Raw genomic sequence first — 23,641 nt, forward strand, 5'->3', positions numbered from 1 at the left:
TAAGGGGGCGGCGCGCCGTAAATAGGTTCGTTTGTACGTCGTGTTTTTGTAAGTAGGCAGTCAGTATGTTAGTAAGTGCTGTCGCCGAGGTCGGTGGCGGGCTGCGGCGGCTGCTGGCCATCGCGGGGCTGCTGCTCGCCATCGTAGGCTGGGCGCGGGCGGTCAAGCTCGGCCACCTCCTCTTCGGTTAGCAGCTCGTCGCGCACGTAGTCCACAGCATCGTGCAGGGCATCAATGAATTTGTTGAAATCTTCTTTATACAGAAAAATTTTGTGTTTCTCGTAGCTAGCTGGTCCGTCGGGGTCGCTGCCGGGGCGGCGTTTGCTTTCAGTGATGGTGAGGTAATAGTCTTGGCCGCGCGTGGCTTTTACGTCGAAGAAATACGTGCGCTTGCCCGCCTTCATGCGGTGGGAGTAAATTTCTTCCTGGTCTCGGGGGTAACGGTCGTCCACAATTAAAGTGTTGAAAAGAGAAAACGTATTTGGAGCGATTAGGCCGCACTAATGGTTTACAAATATAAAGCCAAATTAGCTAGCTTTCTACTCCTTTCAAAAGCACGCGGCGGGGCCGTAGCCAATGATTTAGGCCCAAGGTTTCATCTTCAGAATTTAATCAGAAGCTAGCGCAGTTAGGAATTTCGATAGCTTTGTAGCAATCCTCGGTTAGCAATTAGTTCTTTTCTTATTCTATGCCTGCTCCTGCCCTTGACCTAGCGGCCATCCGCTCTTTCGAAAACCTGGAGCTGCTGGCCCGGCAGCTGGTCGATGGCTTTATCACAGGGCTGCACCAGTCGCCCTATCACGGCTTTTCGGTTGAGTTTTCGGAACACCGCCTCTACAACCCCGGCGAGAGCACCCGGCACATGGACTGGAAAGTGTTTGCGCGCACCGACAAGCTCTTTGTGAAGCGCTACGAGGAAGAAACCAACCTACGCGCCCACCTGCTGCTCGACGTGAGCCCCAGCATGTATTATCCCGCACCGGGCCACGACAAGCTAAAGTTTAGCGTGCTGGCTGCGGCGGCCCTCACCACGCTTTTGCAGCGCCAGCGCGATGCCGTGGGCCTCGTCACCTTCGGCGAACAGATAGAGCTGCAAACGCCCGTGCGCTCGACCACCGCCCACCGCCACACGCTGCTACTTACGCTGCAGCAACTGCTAGAGCGGCCCGCGCCGGCCGCTGGCACGCGCCGCCCGGCCACCGCCACCGATGTGGCGGGCGTGCTGCACACCATTGCGCAGCAAATTCCGAAGCGCTCGCTCGTCATTGTGTTTAGCGACATGCTGGGGCGCGGCGCCCAGGAGCAAGAGGCCGCACTAGCCGCGCTGCAGCACCTGCGCCACCAGCACCACGAGGTGCTGCTGTTTCACATCCTAGACCGCGCTACCGAGTCGAACTTCGACTTCCAGGACAGGCCGTACATTTTTGAAGATGCCGAGACTGGCGAGGAAGTGCGCCTGCAGCCGTCGCAGGTGCGCGAGCAGTACCGCGTAGCTATGCAGCGGTTTGAGGAAGACCTGGCCCTGCGTTGCGGGCAGCTGAAAATTGATTTTGTGCCTGTCGATGTGCGCGAGCCCTTCGCCAAAGTTCTCTACGCTTACCTCGTTAAGCGAGGTAAAGCCCAGTAATTCAATCGCATGTTTGCTACTTATTTTTTCGGCACCATCTTTCTAATTTTCCTAGATGTCTTGCTGGCCCTCGTTACTATGTACATCGCCTACTCGCACGGCCACTCGCGCCGCAAGTGGTTTTTGCTGGGCCTGGTGCTGCCGTTTTTCTCCATTTTTATTGCCCTAGGGGTCGCCATCCGCGACGAGCAACGGGCCAAAGCTGCCCGTGGCGGTGCCCCTGCCCCAGTGCCCGAGCCCGGCGAGTTTTAAGCAAAATGGCCGGGCGCCCGTAGCTTCGCGGCAGTTTTCAACCGGCCGGGCTGCCCGGCACTTTTGTTTTTTGTATGTACCAAGTATTGTTGATTCTTCATTCGTGGGGGCGCTGGTTTGTGCTGGGCGTGGGCTTGCTAGCCTTGTTTCGGGCTTATAGCGGCTGGACGGGCCGCCGCCCCTTTACGAAAGGCGACAATGGCATCAGCGCAGCTTTTTCGGGCTTTATGTGGCTGCAGGTTCTCATTGGCCTGGGTCTTTACTTCGGCCTGAGCCCCTGGGGCCTGAATGGCTTGAAGCAGTACGGGATGAAGGACCCTACCGCGCGCTTCTTCGGCATGGAGCACATTGCGGTGATGATAATTGCTGCTATTCTGGCGCAGGTAGGCCGCATCGCCCTCAAAAAGGCACCTAGCGACACCATCAAGCATAAAAAAGCCTTCATCTATTTCGGCATCGCCCTGCTGCTGGTGCTGCTCATGATTCCGTGGGGCATCTGGAACCCAGCACGCCCACTGTTCCGCCTCTAATCGCAGATTGTAACGGATTTAACGGATTGCGCGGATACGCCTGCTACGCAGGCTGACTAAGCTAAGTCTCCAACGAAAAAGGCTACCTGTTGAGGGTAGCCTTTTTTGTTTGCAGGTAGTCAGCCCACCGCAGGTGGGCGTATCCGCGTAATCCGTTAAATCCGTTACAATCTGCGATTAGATGGATTGCCCGCCTGAGGCTTCCAGGCGCTGCGCGGTTATCCAGCGGGCTTCGTCGGTGCAGAGGAAGGCTACAACTGGGCCGATGTCGTCGGCCAGGCCCACGCGGCCTAGGGCTGTGAGCGCCACAATGTGGTCTTGCAGCTCCTGGTTGTCGCGCACGCGGCCGCCGCCGAAATCGGTGGCAATGGCACCGGGCGCCACGATATTGACCGTAATGCCGCGGGCACCTAGCTCCTTCGCCTGGTACTTGGTGAGCGTTTCCATTGCCGTTTTCATGCTGGCATAGGTCGAGGAGCCCGGGTAGATAATGCGCGTCAGGCCCGACGAAATATTCACGATGCGCCCGCCGTCATTGAGCAGCGGCAGCGCCTGCTGGGTCAGGAAAAACGGCCCTTTGAAATGAATGTTGAGCGCTTGGTCAAATTGCTCCTCCGTTGTTTCGGCAAAGGGTGCATATAGCCCCGTACCGGCGTTGTTGATGAGAAAGTCAAACCGGTTGGTGTCGAATGTGTCGCGCAGGGCGGCCGTTACCTGTTCAAAAAAACTGCCGAACGTACTGACCTTGGACGCATCGAGCTGCAATGCCACAGCCTGCTGACCTAGGGCCACAATTTCGGCCACTACGCCTTCGGCCTCAGCTTGCTGGCTATGGTAGGTGAGGATAACATCGATGCCCTTTTTAGCTAAGTGTAGGGCCATGCTTTTGCCCAGGCCGCGGCTGCCACCAGTAACCAGGGCTATTTTTGAAGTACTCATTTTCAGGGTTATTTAGGGTGAAATGACTTGGCAAAGGTCTGAGCGGTGAAGAGCTGCGTTATGGTGAGTAGTACAGTTTTTTAGGCGAGAGCCTCCACCATTTCGGGCTGCCCGGCGCGCACTTGCTCACGGTATTGCTTGGGTGTAATGCCGTTTGCAAAACGCTTAAAGAACTTGGTAAAATTGGCCGGGTCGTAGGTGAGCGTGGCCGCGATGGCGGCCACGGGCTGGTCGGTATCGCGCAGTAGCCCCTGCGCTACGGCCAGGATGCGAAGTTGATAATCGTGGCACGGCGCGTGGCCCGCCACGAGCTTAATGGTATTGCTGAGGTGCGTGGGATGCAGGCAGAGCACGCCGGCTAGGTCACGGATTTCAAACATCTCGGTGGCCCGGCCCGCCACTAGGTCGGCCAGATGCTGGTCTACGGCGCGCAAGTAGTCGGCGTATATCTCGTGCTGGCGGGCCAGTATTTTCTTGGGAAGAGGCATATCGAAGCAATAAATGGGCGGCGGAATATTCCTGCTGAATTGGGAGCTACCTAGACGCTAAACCAGACGGTTTACTTTTAGCTTCGCAAGCCCTCCAGCGTCTCCAACCAACTAATCCAATGCCTACCGACTTCCTCGCCAGCGCACATAAGCAGTTTGCTTACTACCAGCTGCTCGGCGAGCAGGCTATGGCTCAAATCCCTGATGACAAGCTATTCTGGCAGCCCAATGCAGCCAGCAACAGCATCGCCACCATCGTGAAGCACTTGTGGGGCAACATGCTATCGCGCTGGACCGATTTCCTTACCACCGACGGCGAAAAGCCCTGGCGTGCCCGCGAAGCCGAGTTCGACAACGACCTCACCACCCGCGCCGAGGTAATGGCGAAGTGGCATGCGGGCTGGCAGTGCCTTTTCGCTGCCCTAGGTACCCTCACGCCTAACGACCTCGACCGCACCGTCTACATCCGCCACCAAGGCCACTCCGTGACGGAGGCCATCAATCGGCAACTCGCGCACTATCCCTACCACGTCGGTCAAATCGTATTTCTAGCCCGCCTCGTGGCCGATGATTCGTGGCGGTCGCTATCCATTCCGCGTGGCAATTCGGCGGCTTATAATGCGGAGAAGTTTGCGCAGCTACCACACCAAGAGCACTTTACGGATGAGAAATTAAGTTGATAAAATAGCTTGAAGCCAAATATGAGCGATTCTTATATCTCGCTAATACCAACTGTTTCGGAGTATCCTAATCAAAAGATTATAGCAACCGACATCTGTACTTGGTTGATTACCGAAGCTATTATTAAACCGGAGGCATCAGCCTGTATTCTCTCTACAAAACCCGGATATTCTGTTAGTGAACAAGCACAAAAGGCAGTTTACGCACCCTCACTTTTACCATTCCATTTAGCCACTAATGGCTTGGAAATCGTCACTGAACGAACAGTTTTCTCGACCGAGCTTGAAGAATTGATTTGCCCAAACTGCAAGTATAATATTGCTTCAGACGATTGGGATTTAACGCCTTGGCTTGAGCAAAGAAGTATCGGGATGATTTGTCCACAGTGTGCCCAAGAGGCTTCTATTGAGCAATACACCTTTAGGCCTGATTGGGGTTTTAGCAACTTGGGTTTTACATTTTGGAACTGGCCGATATTAACTCAGCAATTCATTAAAGCATTTGAAGCACAGCTTGGCTGCCCCGTTTCAGTAGTTTACGGAAAGGTTTAATAAGCAGTACGCAGGAGCAGACTTCAGCTTACAGTAGATTTGATTCTCGTAACTTCGTGCCATGTCGAAGACGCAGACCTTAGAGGACTTCTACCAGCAAAAAATCCATTGGATGCCCGAGAACCTGCGGCAGGACATTGGACATTTCAATATGTTTCGGCTCGACGATTACGTAGGGCCGCGGGCGCACAACATGCCCTATAGCCGTAAGGATTTTTATAAAATCACGCTGGTTTCAGGTAACAGCAACTACCATTTTGCCGACAAAACGATAGAGTTGCGCGGTCACGCGCTATTTTTTGCTAACCCACTAGTTCCCTACACCTGGGAGCCGCTGGGTGACGACCAAACGGGTGTTTTCTGCATTTTCACCGAGGCTTTTTTGCAGCGGCAACTCGGCGCACTACCTCAAGACTTGCCGATGTTCCGGCCTGGCGGCCAGCCGGTTTATATGCTCTCTGACGAGCAACTGACGTCGCTGCAACCTCTATTCGACAAGATGCTGGCGGAGCTAAACTCCGATTACACTTATAAATACGACTTACTGCGTACCTACGTGATGGAGCTGCTGCATAGCACCTTAAAGCTACAGCCCGCTACCACCCTCTACCACGACAGCAACGCGGCCACGCGCATTGCATCGCTGTTCACGGAGCTGCTGGAGCGGCAATTTCCAATAGAGTCGCCGGGGCAGCGAGTGCGGCTGCGCAGCGCCGAGTCGTTTGCGGGACAGCTAGCGGTGCACGTCAACCACCTCAACCGAGCGCTGAAGGAAGTGACGGGCAAGACTACGACCCAGCTCATTGCCAGCCGCCTAGTGCAAGAGGCCCACGCCCTGCTCAAGCATACACTCTGGAATGTGTCCGAAATCAGCTACTGCCTGGGCTTTGAAGAGCCGGCGCATTTCAGCAACTTCTTTCGCAAGCAAACCGGCATCGCGCCCACAGCTGTGCGGGTTGTTTGATTTTTGCAAGCATTGGTTTGAACCAGGTAAGCCGGTTGGCTAGGGGCACCGCTTGTTTTGCATTGTCAAAAACGCAAAACGTATGAGCACTCCCAAAACCTGGTTTGTAACCGGCGCCTCGCAGGGCCTAGGCCTGGCCCTGGTAAAGCGCCTGCTGCGCGAAGGCCACCAAGTGGCCGCTACTTCCCGCAATAAAGAAACCCTCGCCCAGGCAGTGGGCAACACCTCGGCGGCCTTCCTGCCGCTGCAAGCAGACCTAGGCAGTGATGCCAGTGTGCAAGCTGCCATTGCCCAAACTATCAGCACCTTCGGCCGCCTCGATGTGGTGGTGAACAACGCTGGCTACGGCATCGGCGGCAGCATCGAGGAGCTGACCGACGCCGAAACGCGCCAAGCCTTCGACGTCAATGTATTTGGCACCCTAAATGTGTGCCGGCAGGCACTGCCGCACCTGCGCCAGCAGGGCGCAGGGCATATTATCAATATTTCGTCTATCGCGGCGCTGGCGGGTGCTACCGGCTGGGCCGTGTACTCGGCCACCAAAGCGGCCGTGAGCGCCTTCACCGAAATTCTGGCGCAGGATGTGGCCAGCTTCGGCATCAAGGCGACAGTGGTAGAGCCCGGCGGGTTTCGCACCAACTTCCTCACCGCCGAGTCGCTGGCCCTGCCGCAGCAGCCCATCGCGGCCTACGAAGACGTGCGCGCCTCGCACGCTCGCTACCTCCAGCTAAATGGTAGCCAGGGCGGCGACCCCGAAAAAGCGGCTGCCGCCCTCATCGAGATTGCCGCCGAAGCCAACCCGCCCCTGCACCTGCTGCTCGGCCAGGATGCCTACAATCGCGCCACCAGCAAGCTCGAAGCCCTAGGGCAAAATTTCCAGGCCTGGCGTGAGCTAACGCTTTCAACCGGCTTTACCAACTAGCAAAAAACCGGGGCGAAAGGCATCAATTTTCTAATTGATGTTACCAGAATATAATTTTTGGCGTGCAACTACGGTATGTTAACTGCCATCTCGTCTATAGTGCAGTAGTCATCCACGTTTTAATTCCCGCCCTTATGTTGTACCTATTTGGCCGCCTCGCTCTCAGCGATTCTCTTTCTTACCACGAAGATTTCAACTACGATGACTACCAAGAAAATATGGTTCGTGACCGGGGCCTCGAAGGGCCTGGGGCTGACGCTCGTGCGGCAGCTATTAGCCGCCGGCTACGCCGTGGCCGCTACCTCCCGCAATCTGGCCGAGCTAACGCAGGCTGTGTCAGCTGCACCTGACCAATTCCTACCCCTGCACATGGACCTCAGCAGCGAGGCCAGCGTGCAACAAGCTATCGAAGCCACCATCAGCACCCTAGGTGGGCTCGATGTGGTGGTAAATAATGCAGGCTACGGCCAGCTCGGCGGCCTCGAAGAGCTTACGGACCAAGAAGTTCGGCAGAATTTTGAGGTCAATGTCTTCGGCCTGCTAAACGTGTTGCGCTACGCCACGCCGCACCTGCGGCAACAGGGCTCAGGCCAAGTATTCAACATTTCCTCGGTGGGTGGCTACACCGGCAGCTTCCCCGGCTGGGGCATTTACTGCGGTACCAAGTTCGCCGTGGCCGGCCTTACCGAATCGTATGCCGCTGAAATGAAGGAATTTGGCGTGCACGCCACGGTAGTGTACCCCGGCTACTTCCGCACCGACTTCCTCACTAGCGGCTCGCTCGGCACGCCTAAAAAGCCAATTGCCGCTTACCAAGCTGTTCGCGATTCGCAAGTACAGCACGAGCAGCAAATCAACGGCAACCAGCCCGGCGACCCAGTAAAAGCAGCGGAAGTGCTTATGCAGGTCAGCGAGGCCGAAAACCCGCCCGTCCACCTCTTCCTAGGTGCCGACGCTAACCAGATGGCCACCCAGCAAATGGCCACTGTGCAGCGCGACGTGCAGCAGTGGCAAGCCGTGACGAGCGCTACGAATTTTGCTGTAGAAGCATAAAGCAAAGCACTTAGGGCTCTAAACTACTCTGTCATGCTGATAAAGGAAGCATCTCATCACGGCTGTCTGCGTCAGAAATCAGACATGCTTGCGATTGCCGCGAACGTGAGTAGATGCTTCCTTCGTCAGCATGACAGAGTAGTTTAGAGCCCTAGGTACTAAAAAGGCCCGCGCTGAAGCTTCAGCGCGGGCCTTTTTAGTACCTAGGGCTCTTGGCAACTATTGCCCGAGCACGATGGCGAAAATCAGCGGGGCCACGATGGTAGCGTCGCTTTCGATGATGAATTTCGGCGTTTTCTCACCCAGCTTGCCCCACGTAATTTTCTCGTTGGGCACGGCACCGGAGTACGAGCCATACGAAGTGGTTGAGTCCGAAATCTGGGCGAAGTAGCCCCACAGCGGCACGTCGTGGCGCTGCAAGTCCTGGTGCAGCATAGGCACTACGCAGATAGGGAAGTCGCCGGCAATGCCACCGCCAATCTGGAAGAAGCCGATTTTGCTTTCCTCCGTGGCCGTTTTGGTGTACCAATCGGCCAAGTACATCATGTACTGGATGCCGGTTTTCATGGTGTGCACGTTCTTGATGTCGCCCGAAATCACGTGGCCAGCGTAGATGTTGCCGAGCGTCGAGTCTTCCCAGCCGGGGCAGATGATGGGCAGGTTTTTCTCGGCGGCGGCTAGCATCCATGAGTCTTTAGGGTCAATCTGGTAGTACTGCTCCAAGTCGCCCGACTTCAGAATCTGATAGAAGAACTCATGCGGGAAATATGACTCACCAGCTTGGTCGGCCTTTTCCCAGTGCTTGAGCACGGTGTGCTCGATGCGGCGCATAGCCTCCTCTTCGGGAATGCAGGTATCGGTCACGCGGTTCATGTGGCGCTTCAGCAGCTCGTGCTCGTCGGCGGCAGTGAGGTCGCGGTAGTGCGGCACGCGCTCGTAGAAGTCGTGGGCTACTAGGTTGAAGATATCCTCTTCCAGGTTGGCGCCGGTGCAGCTGATAATTTGCACTTTGTCTTGGCGAATGAGCTCGGCCAGCTGAATACCCATTTCGGCGGTACTCATGGCGCCGGCCAGGGTAATCATCATTTTACCGCCATCGGCAAGGTGCTTGTTGTAGCCATCGGCCGCGTCGATGAGGGCAGCAGCGTTGAAGTGGCGGAAGTGGTGCTTGAGGAAGTTGGTGATTTGCATGTCTCAGTGCTTGGTGCTTGGTGCCTAGTGCATAGTACGCAACGGCGCCAGGCGGGGTACAATAAAAGTAAAGTGCCTTGTGACTAGCTACATTGAATGCCTAAGCACTAAGCTCTAAGCACAAAGCACTACTTCTACGCCGGCTCGGCGATAATCAGGTTGTGGTTGGTGTAAATGCAGATGTCAGCCGCGATGTGCAGGGCGTCTTCCACCATCTGGCGGGCGGTGAGGTGCGGGGCGTGCTTTTTGAGGGCTAGCGCAGCGGCTTGCGCATACATGGCACCGCTGCCGATGGCGGCCACGTCAGAATCGGGCTGGAGCACATCGCCGGTGCCGCTCACGATGAGCAACTCGTCTTTGTCGCACACTACCATCATGGCTTCGAGCTTGCGCAGGTACTGGTCTTTGCGCCAGTCCTTGGCCAACTCAATGGCGGCCCGCGTCAGATTGTTGCCGTAGGCCGAAAGCTTTTCCTCGAAGCGGTCGAGCAGCATAAAGGCATCGGCGGTGGAGCCCGCGAAGCCGGTTACGACTTTGCCGTCGTTGAGCTGGCGCACTTTGCGCACGTTATTTTTGGCTACGTGCTTGTCCATAGTGGCCTGGCCATCGGCCCCTAGGGCTATCTGGCCGTTGTGGCGCACGCCGAGCACGGTCGTGGAGCGAATTTTTGGAAGCATAGCGCAAAAATACAACCCCTATCCCACCGGGGCACGCTAAACCAAAAACGGCCGAGCTTTACAGCCCGGCCGTTTTTGGTTCGTACCGTGGATGCTGCGAACCCACGAGTGCATCCGTTTGCACACGGATTCACAGAACGGCATTAGAATTTGACTTGCAGCTTAGCAAACAGGAACCGTCCGTTCGAACCCATTTGCACGGGGTCCCAGGCGCCACCTGTTTCAGTAACCAAGGGGTTGAAGAAGCTGGGATACACATTGAAGAGATTGGAGCTGCCCAGCGACAGGCGCAGTTGGTTGGTGAGCGCGTAGCTCAGGGCCACGTCGGTGGTTAGGCGCTGGCCGTAGTTTTCCGGTTTGCCGTCGTAGTCAATCAGCTTCACCCCACCAAACTGCACGAAGCGCACTAGCGCTCCGAAGCGTCCTAGGTTATAATCGAAGGTCAAATTGATTTTGAAGGGCGGCGCGGAAGCTTTCACAAACGCTTGCTCGCGTTGGCCGAAGAAGGTTTCTTCCTTACCTGCCAGTCCCGGCGTCGTTTTTACACTGGTCACCAGCAGGCGATTGAGGTTGGCGGCCAGTGTGGTGCTGAGGCGACCGCTGCCTACACCTATCGTATTGGCTACCACGGCGTCGAGGCCCCAGGTAGTGGTAGAGGCGGCATTGGCGAAAAACTGCGCCTGCCCTACCCCTAGGCTAGTGAGCGTGCCCCCGATAACATTATCGTCCTGTTTAAACGTGCCCGTGAGCACAATGCGGTCCTTGATGTGAATGTAGTAGCCATCTACCGTGAAGGTCAGAATAGAGCCTGCCCGGCCCGTAAAGCCCACGCTGGCTGACTGCGAACGCTCCTGCGTAAGGGCCGGAATACCCACGGCCCGCGACACGGGACCATCGTTGCGGTCGAGCAAAATGTCTACCGGCTTACCTCCTACCACATTGGTAAATACGGTATTAAAATTAATCTGCGCCAGCGAGGGCGCCCGGAAACCGGTGCTGAGCGTGCCGCGCAGCGAGAGGGCGTCGCTGAGCTTGAGGCGGGTGGCAATTTTGCCGGTGAGGTTGCTGCCAAAATCGGTGTAGTGCTCGTAGCGGGTGGCCCCTTCTACCAGCCACGCCTTGGTCACGTTGAGTTCTGCGTCGAGGTACACGCCCACGTTTTCGCGACTGGCGTTCACCTCATTGCGCGGCTGAAAACCGGGGAAGCCTTGCGCCCCGGCCGCCAACCCCGAGCCGGGCGCGTAGTTGGTGTAGGAGCCGGCATCGCCCGCAAACAGCGAGTACCACTCAGTTCGAAACTCACTGCCAAACGCCAGGTTCAGGCCCTGGGCTACGGTCTTAAAGTTGCGGCTCACGTTAAGGTTCACCACGTCTTGCTGCAGCTGAAAACCGCCCGCGTCGAAGCTTGTGGGTGACGCAGCTCCTAGGGTCGCATTCAGCGAATTGCGCACGCCATAGTGAAAGCGGTTCGAGCCAAAGCTGTTGCTCAGGTCCACGTCCCAGGCGCCAAAGTTGCCCCGCAGCCCTGCCACTCCCTGCGCATCAAAAATGTTACCGCTGATGATGGGGTCGAAGCCGTTGGGATAGAGCGTAGCGTTGCTGCGCGGGTTCGGAATGGTGTTGCCGTTGTCGTCCGTGCTGGTCGGAAAGCGGGTGTAGGCATAGGCGTCGCCCCGACGCACGTTGAAACCGCCAAATGCATAAGCATAAATATTCTCGTTCAGGGGCAGCTTGCTGTTGAGGTAAGCCGACGTATTGTAGGCCTTGGGGTCGCCGTACTCGCGGCGCTGAATACCGTCGGGCGCCGGCACGTTGGCCCGCTGGGTATGTTCGCGCTGGTTGAAATCGGCGGTGAGGTTTATGTAGCCGCCTTCGCCCACACCAATGCCGTAGTTTAGATTCGCATTCAGGTTACCTCCATCAAAGGTCTTATCATCAAAGCGATACTTGGCGGTGTACGCGCCGTAGTTTACGTTGGCGGTTAGTTCCTTAGTGCTGGTTTTGAGCACGATGTTGATAACGCCCGCAATGGCATCGGAGCCGTACTGGGCCGACGCGCCATCGCGCAAAATCTCGATGCGCTCGATGCTGGCGGCCGGAATCGTATTGAGGTCGGTGCCCGTGTTGCCCCGCCCGCGCGTGCCAAAAAGGTTGACGAGCGACGACTGATGCCAGCGCTTGCCATTCACCAGTACCAGCGTTTGGTCGGGACCTAGGCCGCGCAGCGTGGCGGGGTCGGTGTGGTCGGCGCCGTCGGCCCCGCTCTGGCGGTTCGAGTTGAAGGAAGGCGCCACAAATTGTAGCAGCTGGTTCACGTCGAGTTGGCCGGTTTTGGCCGTCACCTGCTGTACATCGATGATATCGACTGGCGAGGGCGAGTCAGTCACGGTGCGGTTGAGGCTGCGCGAACCCACTACCTGCACGCCTTCGAGGGTGGTGCTCGCCTCGGCCAGTTGCACCGAGATGGGGCCGCTCGTAGGGCTGACTTCCTGCGTGGTATACCCTAGGGCACTAACCTGAAGACGGGGCTGAGCCGTGCGAGCCCGCAGTACAAAGCGGCCATTGGCGTCGGTGCCAATGCCATTGTTGGTACCCTTCTCAACTACCGTGGCCCCAATAATGGGCCTGCCAGCGGCATCCAGCACTTGGCCCGACAACGTTTGGCTCTGCGCAAAAGCAGCACTATTGGCTAGCACTAATGGAAACAAAAGTAAATTATGCTTCATTATCTTGAAATTATCATGGTAATGCGCAAATATATACTGTTTCCGAAAGCACCCTTATTCGCAGGGTCGAAATAGATATAAAAGCAAGAAGCCAGCCCAAATGGGCTGGCTTCTTATGGGTACTTAATCAATTTGCGGCATCATCAGCCCACCTAGGGGGCTAAATCAACATCCGCAGCGGGTCTTCGAGCAGGCCTTTTACAGTTTGCAGGAACGCGGCGCCGGTAGCACCGTCTACCACGCGGTGGTCGCACGAAAGAGTTACTTTCATCACGTTGCCGATAGCCAGCTCGCCATTCTTCACCACAGCGGTTTGCTTGATACCACCTACGGCCAGGATGCAGGCATCCGGGGGGTTGATGATAGCGGTGAACTCGTCGATGCCGAACATACCTAGGTTCGAGATGGTGAAGGTGCTACCCTCCCACTCGGCGGGCTGCAGCTTCTTGCTCTTGGCTTTGCCGGCCAGCTCTTTTACCTCGGTAGCAATCTGCGACATGCCTTTGCCGTCCGCGTTGCGCACCACGGGCACCAGCAGGCCTTCGTCCACGGCTACGGCCACGCCGATGTTCACCACTTTGTTTTGGCGAATCTTGTCGCCGAGCCACGACGAGTTGATGGACGGGTGCTGCTTGAGCGCCACGGCGCAGGCCTTGATAACCATATCGTTGAAGCTGAGCTTCACCGGCGACAGCTCGTTGAGCTTGGTGCGGGTTTCCATGGCCTTGTCCATCACGATTTCCATCGTGAGGTAGAAGTGCGGGGCCGTAAACAGGCTTTCCGACAAGCGACGAGCAATGACCTTGCGCATCTGCGACACCGGGGTGTCGGTGTAGGTGCCTTCGGCCGCGGCTGGAGCCGGGGCGGGCGCAGCGGCGGGCTTGGCAGCCGGCTGCTCGGGCAGAGCGGCTTGGATGTATTCGTTCGGGGCCTGAGCCGGGGCGGCTGCGGGTGCAGCGGCAGCTTGCGGCTGGGCGTTTTGCAGGTCGCGTGCCACGATGCGGCCGTTTTCGCCTGAGCCTTTCACCTGGCGCAGGTCTACGCCTTTGTCTTTGGCAATGCTCTTAGCGAGCGGCGAGGCGAGCAGGCGGCCGTTGTTTTCGGCCTGGGGTGCAGCGGCGGCAGCCGGGGCAGCGGCAGGCGCAGCAGCTTCGGCGGGTGCAGCGGCAGCCGAGGCGGGCGCGCTGCTCTGGTCGCCACCGTTCAGCAGGGCCTGAATGTCAGCACCTTCTTCACCAATGATGGCGAGCACGCCATCTACGGCTACGGCTTCACCTTCTTTGGGGCCGGTGTAGAGCAGGGTGCCATCTTCGTAGTTTTCCAGCTCCATCGTGGCTTTGTCGGTTTCGACTTCAGCCAGCACGTCGCCCGATTTCACCTTGTCGCCCACCTTTTTCAGCCAGGCGGCGATAGTGCCCTCGGTCATCGTATCGCTCATTTTTGGCATCCGCACTACCGTGGCTTTCTTGCCATTAGCAGGCGCGGCCGGGGCAGCGGGAGCCGCAGGTGCGGGGGCCGGGGCGGCAGCCGCCGGAGCGGGTGCAGGAGCCGGCGCAGCGGCGGGGGCAGGAGCAGCAGCCGGGGCGCTACCACCACCTTGGCCATTGAGCAGGCCCGAAATGTCTTCGCCTTCCTTGCCCACAATCGCCAACACGCCGTCAACGGGCACCGAGTCTTTCTCTTTGGGGCCGATGTAGAGCAGGGTACCGTCTTCGTAGTTTTCCAGCTCCATCGTGGCTTTGTCGGTCTCGACTTCGGCCAGGATGTCGCCCGATTTCACTTTGTCGCCTACTTTCTTGAGCCAGGCCGCGATGGTCCCTTCGGTCATCGTGTCGCTCATTTTCGGCATTTTTATAATTTCGGCCATCGGAATTGCGGGTTGGGATTGGGGGCCAAAATTAGCCGCGAAAAGTCGGGTAAACAATCCGGGCCAATACTGGCAGGTGGGAAGTAAGGCGGCTACTCAGCCAAATGGCTTACGTCTAAGAAATTGCGAATAGTAAACTGGCTACCTGTATAATGCAATTTATACAAGCAAAGGTTTTGATGCTCAAACTCATCCATGCAGCTGAGCGGATAGCCTAGGAGCTGACACAGCAGCACACGCATAGCCCGGCCGTGCATGCACACCAGCACGATTTCATCGTCGGGTCGGCTTTGAAGTAGCTCGATGAAGGGACGCTGGCGGGCAGCTACGTCGGCTGGGCTTTCGCCACCGGGCAGGTGGGCAAGGTCGTTGCCGGCCAGCCATTCGTCCAACACATACTTGTATTCGGCGTCTTCCTGCGGCGTGATGCGTGTGCCCTCGCGGGTGCCCCAGCTTATTTCGTTGAGGGCGGCGTGCGCCTCGTGCGGAATACCTAGGTCGATAAACTTGCGCACCGATTGGTGCGTGCGCTTGAGCCGGGAGGTGTACACGCGGGCGAAGGGCATGTCCTTATAGGCCTGCCAGAAGCGCTCGGCCTGCCAGCGGCCGCGCTCATTGAGGTCGGAATCGACGCCGCTGCCTTGCACGATGCCTTGCACGTTGAAATCGGTCTGGCCGTGGCGGAGAAGGTAAATCTGCTGAACGGGCACGGGTAAATGGAGTAGTTTCGCGGTGAAATTAGTGCGTAGTGCCGCGTGCTTGGTACTCAGCAGCTAATTAATTCTATTCTACTGAGCGCAGCAAAGCATCTCGCCCGTTTCGCTGTTATCGTAAGAAGTTAATGCGCCCCGTGCGATGCTTCGCAAGCTCAGCATGACAACCGGCGCCTACCAAGCTACTTTATCCATGACCCTCGACGACGTAAAAATCTGGGCTTCACACCGCCCCACCCTAGCCGATTCGCTGGGCATTGAACTAACTGACATCACGGACGACTACCTAGAAGGCCGCATGCCCGTGGATGGTCGCACTCACCAGCCAATGGGTTTGCTGCACGGCGGTGCCTCGGTGGCCCTGGCCGAAACCTTAGGTAGCATCGGCGCGGCTACCCGCATCGACGTGACCCGCCAAGCTTGCGTGGGCCTTGAAATAAACGCCAACCATATTAAGGGCGTGCGCGATGGCTGGGTGCGCGGCCGGGCCACGGCCTTGCACGTGGGCCGCAGCACGCAGGTGTGGGAAATTCGTATTACGCACGAAGAAACGGGCGCACTGGTGTGCATCAGCCGCATCACGATGGCCGTGATTGACGTGCCGGCTAGTGGCAAGAAAGAAGCTTAATGCGCGGCGTGGAACCTAGGCTTCTTCCCTGGCCCACTACCCCGGCCGGCCTCGACGCGCCGGCCCGGCTGCGCCACTTAGCGGCGGGTGCACTGCGCACCGGCCGGCCGCTGGCCATTTGGCGCGAGCCGGGCGCGGTCGCGCCGCGCCTGCTGGCCGCACGTTCACTAGAAGCTACTTATACCGGCTTGCCGCCCGCGCTCGACGACCGGGCCCCGGCGGGCTTCGCCTTCTTTCCGTTCCGCGACTCCGACCACAACCCAGCCTTGTTTCTGCCGGCCGATGTGCAGTTTGAGGAAGCCCAGCCCGAGGCAGTGCGCTTGTCGCCCGCCGCCCGCGATATGGCCCCCAACATCGCGGCCTGGCTGGCCCTGCCTACCCCGCCCGAGCTGGCTTGGCACCACAGCGCGCAGCCCGCGCCCCACGCCGCCACCGAGGCCGAATACACGGCGCTGGTAGAGCGGGGCGTGGCGGCCATTGAGGCGCGCACGGTGGGCAAGGTGGTGAGCTCGCGGGCTGCCTGCCGCCCGCTACCGCCGGGCTTCGACCCGCTGGCGGCCTTTCAGAAGCTGTGCCGACAATACGAGCGAGCGTTTGTGTCCTTGGTGAGTGTGCCGGGCGTGGGCACCTGGCTGGGCGCTACCCCCGAGGTACTGGCCGAAGTCACGGCCGATGGCACGTTTTGCACCATGGCCTTGGCGGGCACCCAGCCGCTGCTGCCGGGCTTGCGCCCGCAAGACGCCATTTGGCGGCAAAAGGAAATCGAGGAACAGGCGCTGGTATCGCGCTACATCGTCAACTGCTTCAAGCAGTTGCGCCTGCGCGAATATCAGGAGACCGGCCCGCGCACTACGGTAGCAGGCGAGCTGCTGCACTTGCGCACCGACTTTGAGGTAGACCTCAAAAACGTGCCCGCGCCTGCCTCCCTAGGTACCGATATGCTGCGGCTGCTGCACCCTACCTCGGCCGTGGGCGGTATGCCGCGCACGGCGGCGCTAGAGTTTCTAGCGCGCCACGAGGGCTACGACCGAGCCTATTTCAGCGGCTTCCTAGGTCCGGTAAATGTGGCCGCACCCGGCGTGTCGCGGCTCTTCGTGAACCTGCGCTGCCTGCAAGTGCGCGCTGACGATGCTATCCTTTACGCCGGCACGGGGCTGACCATAGACTCGGACCCGAAACGCGAATGGGAAGAAACGGAGTATAAAATGCGGACGGTGGCGGCCGTGCTGACGTAGGTACCCCACCCCCGGCCCCTGCCCTCCGGGATAGAGGAGCCTGACGGCTGCCAACGTCGGCTCACAGTCGACTCCCTTCTCCCAGAGGGCAGGGGCCGGGGGTGGGGTTACACGCACGACGAGCCTAGTAAATGACAACTGCCTATAATGAAAGCTATCCAAGCCGTTTTTAATATCGCCGAAATCTGTGCACGCCACGGTATCACCGACGTGATTCTGTCGCCGGGCTCACGGTCGGCGCCGCTCACGCTGGCCTTTGCGCGGCACCCAGCCTACCGGGGCAAGCTGCGCGTGGTGCCCGATGAGCGAGCAGCGGCATTTATCGGCCTAGGTATCGCGCAGGCCACACGGCGGCCGGTGGTGCTGGTGTGCACCAGCGGCACGGCGGGCCTCAACTACGCGCCGGCCGTGGCGGAGGCATTTTTTCAGCAAATTCCGCTGCTAGTGCTCACCGCCGATCGGCCGCCCGAGTGGATAGACCAACTCGATGGCCAGACCATTCGGCAGCGCGACTTGTACGGCGCGCACGCCAAGGGCACCTTCGACTTCCCGGCCGACACCTCGCACGCCGACGCCAAGTGGCACGGCGAGCGGATTATCAACGAGGCGATTAATCTGACGCAGACTTTCCCCGCCGGGCCAGTGCAGGTAAACGTACCCTTGCGCGAGCCCTTCTACCCTGAGGCAGGCGAGGAAATGGGTTACGAGCAGGATGTAAAAATTATCCGCGACGACCACTCCAACACCATCCTGCCCCCGGCCGAAATCCTGGATTTACGGCGGCAGCTGCGCGAGGCGGGCCGCGTGCTGGTAGTAGCCGGGCAGCAGGCCGAAAACCCGACCCTCACCGCCGCGCTCTACGAGTTTGCGGAGGCGCGACAGGTGCCGGTGGTGGCCGATACAATTGCCAACCTAGGCGACGTGCCGGCCGTGCGGCGGCAGGACATTTTCCTGGCGGGCTTATTAAAAGAGCAAAAAGCCGACCTACGGCCCGACTTGCTTATCACCTTTGGGCAGTCGCTGATTTCAAAGGCGCTGAAGCTGTATCTGCGCGATGTGGCGCCCGCGCAGCACTGGCACTTGCAGCCAGTTGGCGAGGTAGCAGATACCTTTCGGCGGCTCACACGTATTATTCGAGTGCAGCCGGCGGTATTCTTCCAGCAGCTAGCGGTTTTTGATACGAAGGACTACAACCGGGACGTGATTCCGCACGCTCAGGAAGTGCGTATGTCCCAAAAGGGCATCGAGGGTTCGAATCCCTTCCTCTCTGCTGAGCAGTACACTTCTATTGTACGGGTTCCAGGTTCGAATCTCAGCGGAGCCACTAATGAGCCGCAAGTTGGTTCGATACCAAATGGGCTCACAGAACCCGCCCTCACCTGGCAGCAAGCCGACTCTGCGGCTGCCCAATTCCTAGGCAGCTTTTTCGCCACCGAAAACCAGCCGTTCAACGAATTCTCCGCGATGCGCCAGGCGATGGCGTTGCTGCCAGATGGCACGGCGCTGCATTTGGCTAATAGTATGGCCGTGCGCTACGCCAACATCCTAGGTCTGCCCGAAGGCCGCCAAATAGACGTGTTCGCCAACCGCGGCACTAGCGGCATCGATGGCTGCAACTCGACGGCGGTGGGTGCGGCGCTGGCCCAGCCCACGCGGCCGGTAGTGCTGCTAACCGGCGATGTAGCCTTTTTCTACGACCGCAATGCCTTCTGGCACAACTACCCCACGCCCAACCTGCGGGTGGTACTTTTTAATAACCATGGCGGCGGCATTTTCCGCCTCATCGACGGGCCACGCCAGCAGCCGGAGCTAGATGAGTTTTTTGAAACCAAGCAAACGCTCACGGCCGAGAACCTATGCCGCGATTTTCAGCTGCGGTATCTGCCAGTTTCCTCATTTGCCGAACTTGCGGCCGCCCTACCCGTTTTCTTTGCGGACGCAGGCGCGGCGGTGCTCGAAATCTTTACCGATTCGAAAACCAACGCGGCGTTTTTCGAAAACTACCGCCAAGCGGTAAAACAAGCTTTCTCTTAACGTTTTGTCATGCTGGCGAAGGAAGCATCTTATCACGGCTGCTTTCGTCAGAATCCATTACCCACCCGAGCGCTGCGAACGTGATAAGATGCTTCGCAAGCTCAGCGTGACAGTTTCTCTCTATGTCAGAACCCATTCAGTGGACGCCGATTAAGGAGTTCCAGGAAATCATCTTCTCCCAAAGCGGGGGCATTGCCAAAATCAGCATCAACCGGCCGCAAGTGCACAACGCCTTCACGCCGCTCACGGTGCAGGAAATGATTGAGGCCATGGACATTTGCCGCAATCGCACCGATATCGGCGTCATTATCCTCACCGGCGAGGGCGGCAAAGCCTTCTGCTCGGGCGGCGACCAGAGCGTACGCGGCCACGGCGGCTACATCGGCGACGACACCGTGCCCCGCCTCAACGTCCTCGACTTGCAGAAGATGATTCGCAGCATCCCTAAGCCCGTGATTGCGATGGTGGCCGGCTGGGCCATCGGCGGCGGCCACGTGCTGCACGTAGTCTGCGACCTGACTATCGCGGCCGAAAACGCTCGCTTCGGTCAGACTGGCCCTAAAGTGGGCTCATTCGACGGCGGCTTTGGTGCGAGCTATCTAGCGCGCATCGTGGGCCAGAAAAAGGCCCGCGAAATCTGGTTCTTGTGCGACCAGTACGATGCCCAGGAAGCTCTCGACATGGGCTTAGTAAACAAAGTAGTACCGCTAGACAAGCTCGAAGAAACGACTGTGAGCTGGTGCCACAAAATCTTGCAAAAGAGCCCATTGGCGCTGCGCATGCTCAAGTCGTCGTTCAACGCCGAGCTCGACGGGCAGGCGGGTATTCAGGAGCTGGCTGGCAACGCCACGCTGCTCTACTACCTCAGCGACGAGGCCAAAGAGGGCAAAAATGCCTTCCTGGAAAAGCGGCAGCCCGACTTCGATAAGTTTCCGAAGTTTCCGTAGGGCACGCCTAGAGCACTACTACTAAATGAGGCACCCTACCTTGCACAAGGTTTGGGTGCCTCATTTTTAATAGGCGGCCGGCTATGTTTCACTTCTTATTTTTTATATGAATAAAAAACTATTCTCTGTTACGGGTAATAAAATAGCTTCACTCTTACTTGGGAAAGACAGTTTGCTGTTTTCCAGTCAAGAATTCAACTCCGAGCAAGGCTTTGTGGAAAGTTGGAATAAAAAGCTATCGCTAGCCACCAAAATCGAAGTAAAATATACGGCCATCAAGTCGGTGGGTAAGGAAGATAACGACGACGCTATCAAGGTGAAATACAGAACAGCAGTCGGCATTCCGGGAGTGTGTGAGTTCTCGTGTTCGAGCGCAGGCGACTGCGAGCAATTCTTCTCTTTTTTAGAGCAGGAACATGCTTTCGATAAACACTACGCGGCAATGACGCCTTTCAAAGCTGTACTGAACTACATCATTGGCCTAGTAGCAACGGTTGGCGTCACGGTCCTCAGCTATTTCGAAGCCCTAAAAGTGGCAAACGGCACCGCCGAAATTGGTAGCAGCGGCAAAGCGCGGACATACTATGCGCTACTGGAATTCTTAGGTGACAAAGGCGTTTTGGTAGTTGGGGGCGCGTTCGCCTGCTACCTGCTCTATAAAATCTGGACCAGAGCCACTAACCCACCACACCAGTTGCTTTTGCTGCCTCAAGCCGCATAAGGCCTATCTGTTTGAGCTTTTGTCCACTTGTCTCAATCAACAAAAAGCCCTGCCGACGAGCAGGGCTTTTTGCTTTAGATTACTACTGTTCTCTTAAAAACTGAACCCTAGGGCATGTAAGCTAGAGCATACACTGGAGAAAAACCTCAAACGCTCTTGCTTGCGCCATTTTTTCAATGCTTTGGCGCGGGCCTTTGCAGCTGCCAAGATGGGGCAGGCGAATGGCGTAGCAATGGGAGGGCTGACTTCAGTGGTCAGTACTAATTCGGGGGCGGCATGTGGGTGGGATTTCATGGCGCAAAAGGTTGGTGTGATGTAAGTATAATGCATATTTCCACAAAAAGCAAGTACTTACTCACCTTTTATTCATAATTACTTTTAGTAGCGCTGCAGTGTACTTTGCAGCTTCTACCCTACCGCCATGAATAAAACGCTACTACCCGCCCTGCTTGGCGCCCTAGCCTTTACCCAGGCTTGTGAGCAGGCCACTACCTCCAAAACGCCTGCGGCAGCGGCCCCAGCGACCTCGGCAGCTACTGTGCAGTCTACTCACCCAAACTGGATATTACAAGGCAATATCTACGAGGTGAATGTGCGGCAGTATACGCCCGAGGGTACGCTCAATGCCTTTGCTAAGCATCTTGACCGCCTGCAAAAGATGGGGGTCCAAACGCTGTGGTTTATGCCTATAAACCCCATCAGCAAAGAGGGCCGCAAGGGCAGCCTAGGTAGCTACTACGCCGTGCAGGACTATACTAAGCTCAACCCAGAGTTTGGCACGATGGCCGACTGGCAGCGGCTAGTGCAGGACATCCACGGCCGCGGCATGAAGGTGCTTATCGACTGGGTGCCCAACCACACCGGGGCCGACGCCCGCTGGTTGACGCAGCACCCCGGCTTTTTTGTGAAAGACAAAAAAGGCCAGCCCGCCGTGGCCTTCGATTGGGACGACACGCGGCAGCTCGACTACAAAAACCCCGAAATGCAGGACAGTATGATTGCCGCCATGCGCTACTGGGTCGATAAAACGGGCATCGACGGCTTCCGCTGCGATGTGGCCTGGAACGTGCCAGGCACGTTTTGGAAGCGCGCCATTCCGGCCCTCGAAAAGGGTAGCAAAGACCTATTTATGCTGGCCGAGGGCGACAGCGCTTACCTGCCCAAAAGTGGCTTCGACGCAGTGTATCCCTGGCACATGTTCCATGCCATGGAGAAGGTAGCAGCCGGCAAGCGCCCGGCCACGTCACTCGATAGCGTGCGCACTGGCTGGCAGGGCATGTACCCCAAGGGCACCATCGAGCTGTATTTTACCAGCAACCACGATGAAAACTCGTGGAATAAGGCCGACTACGGCAGCTTTGCCGGCGCGAAGCACGCGCCATTCGCAGTATTCACCCAGACGATGGCCGACGGCGTACCGCTCATCTATAGCGGGCAGGAGGAGCCGGTGCTGCGCCCGCTCAAGTTTTTCGACCGCGACCCAATGAGCTTTGGTAAGTACGGGCGGGCCAAGTTTTATAGTACGCTGCTCGACTTACGCAAGCGCAACCCCGCGCTGGCCGCCGATGCCTCCTTCCGTAAGGTGAGCGTGGGCGACGACCGGGCCGTGTATGCCTACGTGCGCGAGAAAGCGGGCCACAAGGTGCTGGTTATTCTAAACTTGTCGGATAAAGAGCAGACTATCACCGTGAAAGAGCCGGGCCTACAAGGCACGCCGCATAACCTATTTATGTACACCGCCGAACCGCTGACCGAGAAGCCGTGGCAGGTAGAGCCGTGGGGCTACGTGGTGTATGAGTATGGGCGGTAAGTACTGCTGGTGATTATGGGAGTGAACGATTTGCTACGTAGCCTTTCTGACCATGAACACCAGCTTTATAGCTATGTTTCTTCTTTGCAGGGCACAATGGAACATAAAGAGCAGCACCTGCGAGAAAATGGCATTTTTGCTGCCTACCGGCAACTGCATGCGCGCTACCTAACTGCGTTTTATGATAGTACAGATAATAGTAGTAAACTAGAATTGCTGAAACGGCTACTTTTCATCAATTGGTATTACTTGGCCGAACCAAGCTGTTTTACAGGAATTAATGACTTAGACGAAACAGTCATTTTAGCGACATATTCCATCCTGGATGAGTATCTACGCTATGATAAGCTCGATGCTGAACTGCGTTGGATGCTGGCGTATTATGCTACTTGGGACTATAGTATTCTCGCTTTTATCGACCATAAGCTAGCAGTACTAACTACTTACGTTAAGGAACACGCTACTATTTCTTCAGCTATTCCTTACCAGCAACTGCCTAAACATAGCATGGACTATCGGGGGCAAATGGGGAGATATTGGCAGTCAGTAGGCATTGAGGAGCTATAAAAAAATGGTTGTTAGCGTAGCTTTAGCTACGAAGTAATTTTTCTGACTGCCCGCTGCCCGCCATGACGGACGCTGAATACAACCGCAATATTCTTCGCTTTCGGCGGGCGCACTGGCTGCACTATGGCGCGCAGGCCCTGCTGATGGGCAGCGCCGGGCTGGCCACCCGCCACGGCGTAGCGGGCCCCGCGGCCGTCAACCCGCAGTTGGCAACCTGGCCCGCCCTGCTGGCGCTGGCCGTGGCGGTGCCCCTACTAGGCGTGGTGCTCTACGGGGTGTGCCAAAGCATCAGGCCCAACCTGCGGCGGCCCTACGCCGAAAACATGCGCATCTACCTCAGTCGGCTGGTGGTGCGCAACAGCCTGCTGGGGTTGCTGGGCCTGCCGCTGCTGGCAGCCTACTTGCTCACGCATCAGCTGGCTGTGCTGGCGCTATATGCTGGCCTGCTGCTTTTGCTGGGCCAGCGCACAGCGCCTTCGGCCAAGACGTACCAGCGCTGGCTGCTGACCTAGGGCCAA

General features: G+C 57.6%; 24 protein-coding genes. 16 read left to right on the forward strand and 8 right to left on the reverse strand.

Going from position 1 to position 23,641, the window contains the following annotated elements:
* Nucleotides 1–68 precede the first annotated feature (68 nt).
* Nucleotides 69–452, reverse strand: a complete 384-nt coding sequence (locus tag JAO77_RS18890; RefSeq protein ID WP_198991997.1) for a DUF3276 family protein — start codon at nucleotides 450–452, stop codon at nucleotides 69–71.
* Nucleotides 453–688: 236 nt separating this feature from the next.
* Here JAO77_RS18890 and JAO77_RS18895 point away from each other — a divergent pair, with 236 nt between their 5' ends.
* From JAO77_RS18895 to JAO77_RS18905, 3 genes are all read left to right on the forward strand, one after another.
* Nucleotides 689–1,627, forward strand: coding sequence for a DUF58 domain-containing protein (locus JAO77_RS18895; protein WP_198991998.1), 939 nt, complete (start codon nucleotides 689–691; stop codon nucleotides 1,625–1,627).
* Nucleotides 1,628–1,636: 9 nt separating this feature from the next.
* On the forward strand, nucleotides 1,637–1,879 hold the full coding sequence (locus JAO77_RS18900) for a hypothetical protein (protein ID WP_198991999.1): 243 nt from the start codon (nucleotides 1,637–1,639) through the stop codon (nucleotides 1,877–1,879).
* A 74-nt stretch (nucleotides 1,880–1,953) separates the two neighbouring features.
* On the forward strand, nucleotides 1,954–2,409 hold the full coding sequence (locus tag JAO77_RS18905) for a hypothetical protein (RefSeq protein WP_198992000.1): 456 nt from the start codon (nucleotides 1,954–1,956) through the stop codon (nucleotides 2,407–2,409).
* Between the two features lie 177 nt (nucleotides 2,410–2,586).
* Here JAO77_RS18905 and JAO77_RS18910 read toward each other — a convergent pair whose 3' ends face one another.
* Together JAO77_RS18910 and JAO77_RS18915 are read right to left on the reverse strand one after the other, a co-directional pair.
* Nucleotides 2,587–3,348, reverse strand: coding sequence for an SDR family oxidoreductase (locus JAO77_RS18910; RefSeq protein ID WP_198992001.1), 762 nt, complete (start codon nucleotides 3,346–3,348; stop codon nucleotides 2,587–2,589).
* 80 nt (nucleotides 3,349–3,428) lie between these two features.
* On the reverse strand, nucleotides 3,429–3,836 hold the full coding sequence (locus tag JAO77_RS18915) for a helix-turn-helix domain-containing protein (protein ID WP_198992002.1): 408 nt from the start codon (nucleotides 3,834–3,836) through the stop codon (nucleotides 3,429–3,431).
* Between the two features lie 119 nt (nucleotides 3,837–3,955).
* Here JAO77_RS18915 and JAO77_RS18920 point away from each other — a divergent pair, with 119 nt between their 5' ends.
* The 5 genes from JAO77_RS18920 to JAO77_RS18940 all read left to right on the forward strand — a co-directional run bounded on the left by JAO77_RS18920 (nucleotide 3,956) and on the right by JAO77_RS18940 (nucleotide 8,007).
* On the forward strand, nucleotides 3,956–4,516 hold the full coding sequence (locus JAO77_RS18920) for a DUF1572 family protein (RefSeq protein WP_198992003.1): 561 nt from the start codon (nucleotides 3,956–3,958) through the stop codon (nucleotides 4,514–4,516).
* 21 nt (nucleotides 4,517–4,537) lie between these two features.
* Complete coding sequence (locus tag JAO77_RS18925; RefSeq protein ID WP_198992004.1) at nucleotides 4,538–5,068, forward strand: hypothetical protein; 531 nt, start codon at nucleotides 4,538–4,540, stop codon at nucleotides 5,066–5,068.
* 61 nt (nucleotides 5,069–5,129) lie between these two features.
* Nucleotides 5,130–6,032 carry a helix-turn-helix domain-containing protein gene (locus tag JAO77_RS18930; RefSeq protein ID WP_198992005.1) on the forward strand — a complete coding sequence of 301 codons (903 nt, stop codon included), beginning with the start codon at nucleotides 5,130–5,132 and terminating at the stop codon, nucleotides 6,030–6,032.
* Between the two features lie 82 nt (nucleotides 6,033–6,114).
* Nucleotides 6,115–6,954 (forward strand): SDR family oxidoreductase, encoded by an 840-nt coding sequence (locus JAO77_RS18935; protein ID WP_198992006.1) that lies wholly within the window; start codon nucleotides 6,115–6,117, stop codon nucleotides 6,952–6,954.
* A gap of 201 nt (nucleotides 6,955–7,155) precedes the next feature.
* A complete protein-coding gene (locus JAO77_RS18940; protein WP_198992007.1) occupies nucleotides 7,156–8,007 on the forward strand; it encodes an SDR family NAD(P)-dependent oxidoreductase in 852 nt (283 codons plus the stop codon).
* A 219-nt stretch (nucleotides 8,008–8,226) separates the two neighbouring features.
* On the opposite strand, the gene JAO77_RS18945 is transcribed toward JAO77_RS18940, so the two are convergent.
* The 5 genes from JAO77_RS18945 to JAO77_RS18965 form a co-directional block, all read right to left on the reverse strand.
* Nucleotides 8,227–9,198 carry a deoxyhypusine synthase family protein gene (locus JAO77_RS18945; RefSeq protein ID WP_144844969.1) on the reverse strand — a complete coding sequence of 324 codons (972 nt, stop codon included), beginning with the start codon at nucleotides 9,196–9,198 and terminating at the stop codon, nucleotides 8,227–8,229.
* Between the two features lie 134 nt (nucleotides 9,199–9,332).
* Nucleotides 9,333–9,875 (reverse strand): ATP-dependent protease subunit HslV, encoded by a 543-nt coding sequence (gene hslV, locus JAO77_RS18950; protein ID WP_198992008.1) that lies wholly within the window; start codon nucleotides 9,873–9,875, stop codon nucleotides 9,333–9,335.
* Between the two features lie 143 nt (nucleotides 9,876–10,018).
* Entirely contained in the window at nucleotides 10,019–12,601 is a 2,583-nt protein-coding gene (locus JAO77_RS18955; protein ID WP_198992009.1) for a TonB-dependent receptor, read from the reverse strand.
* 160 nt (nucleotides 12,602–12,761) lie between these two features.
* On the reverse strand, nucleotides 12,762–14,468 hold the full coding sequence (locus JAO77_RS18960; protein WP_198992010.1) for a pyruvate dehydrogenase complex dihydrolipoamide acetyltransferase: 1,707 nt from the start codon (nucleotides 14,466–14,468) through the stop codon (nucleotides 12,762–12,764).
* Nucleotides 14,469–14,560: 92 nt separating this feature from the next.
* Nucleotides 14,561–15,178, reverse strand: a complete 618-nt coding sequence (locus tag JAO77_RS18965; RefSeq protein WP_198992011.1) for a histidine phosphatase family protein — start codon at nucleotides 15,176–15,178, stop codon at nucleotides 14,561–14,563.
* A gap of 196 nt (nucleotides 15,179–15,374) precedes the next feature.
* On the opposite strand from JAO77_RS18965, the gene JAO77_RS18970 reads away from it, so the two are divergent.
* From JAO77_RS18970 to JAO77_RS19005, 8 genes are all read left to right on the forward strand, one after another.
* Nucleotides 15,375–15,809 carry a hotdog fold thioesterase gene (locus JAO77_RS18970; RefSeq protein WP_198992175.1) on the forward strand — a complete coding sequence of 145 codons (435 nt, stop codon included), beginning with the start codon at nucleotides 15,375–15,377 and terminating at the stop codon, nucleotides 15,807–15,809.
* Nucleotides 15,809–17,044 carry a chorismate-binding protein gene (locus JAO77_RS18975; protein ID WP_198992012.1) on the forward strand — a complete coding sequence of 412 codons (1,236 nt, stop codon included), beginning with the start codon at nucleotides 15,809–15,811 and terminating at the stop codon, nucleotides 17,042–17,044. The genes JAO77_RS18970 and JAO77_RS18975 overlap by 1 nt, the downstream gene beginning before the upstream one ends.
* A gap of 147 nt (nucleotides 17,045–17,191) precedes the next feature.
* Nucleotides 17,192–19,078, forward strand: coding sequence for a 2-succinyl-5-enolpyruvyl-6-hydroxy-3-cyclohexene-1-carboxylic-acid synthase (menD, locus tag JAO77_RS18980; protein ID WP_198992013.1), 1,887 nt, complete (start codon nucleotides 17,192–17,194; stop codon nucleotides 19,076–19,078).
* Nucleotides 19,079–19,200: 122 nt separating this feature from the next.
* Nucleotides 19,201–20,025: a 1,4-dihydroxy-2-naphthoyl-CoA synthase gene (menB, locus tag JAO77_RS18985; RefSeq protein ID WP_198992014.1), complete on the forward strand. Its 825-nt coding sequence runs from the start codon at nucleotides 19,201–19,203 to the stop codon at nucleotides 20,023–20,025.
* A 106-nt stretch (nucleotides 20,026–20,131) separates the two neighbouring features.
* A complete protein-coding gene (locus tag JAO77_RS18990; RefSeq protein WP_198992015.1) occupies nucleotides 20,132–20,746 on the forward strand; it encodes a hypothetical protein in 615 nt (204 codons plus the stop codon).
* 421 nt (nucleotides 20,747–21,167) lie between these two features.
* On the forward strand, nucleotides 21,168–22,556 hold the full coding sequence (locus tag JAO77_RS18995) for an alpha-amylase family glycosyl hydrolase (RefSeq protein ID WP_198992016.1): 1,389 nt from the start codon (nucleotides 21,168–21,170) through the stop codon (nucleotides 22,554–22,556).
* Between the two features lie 15 nt (nucleotides 22,557–22,571).
* A complete protein-coding gene (locus JAO77_RS19000; RefSeq protein ID WP_198992017.1) occupies nucleotides 22,572–23,123 on the forward strand; it encodes a hypothetical protein in 552 nt (183 codons plus the stop codon).
* A 62-nt stretch (nucleotides 23,124–23,185) separates the two neighbouring features.
* Nucleotides 23,186–23,635, forward strand: coding sequence for a hypothetical protein (locus JAO77_RS19005; RefSeq protein WP_198992018.1), 450 nt, complete (start codon nucleotides 23,186–23,188; stop codon nucleotides 23,633–23,635).
* Nucleotides 23,636–23,641 lie beyond the last annotated feature (6 nt).

Origin of the sequence: Hymenobacter sp. BT559 (assembly GCF_016427535.1) — a bacterium.
In the GTDB taxonomy this organism is placed as follows: domain Bacteria; phylum Bacteroidota; class Bacteroidia; order Cytophagales; family Hymenobacteraceae; genus Hymenobacter.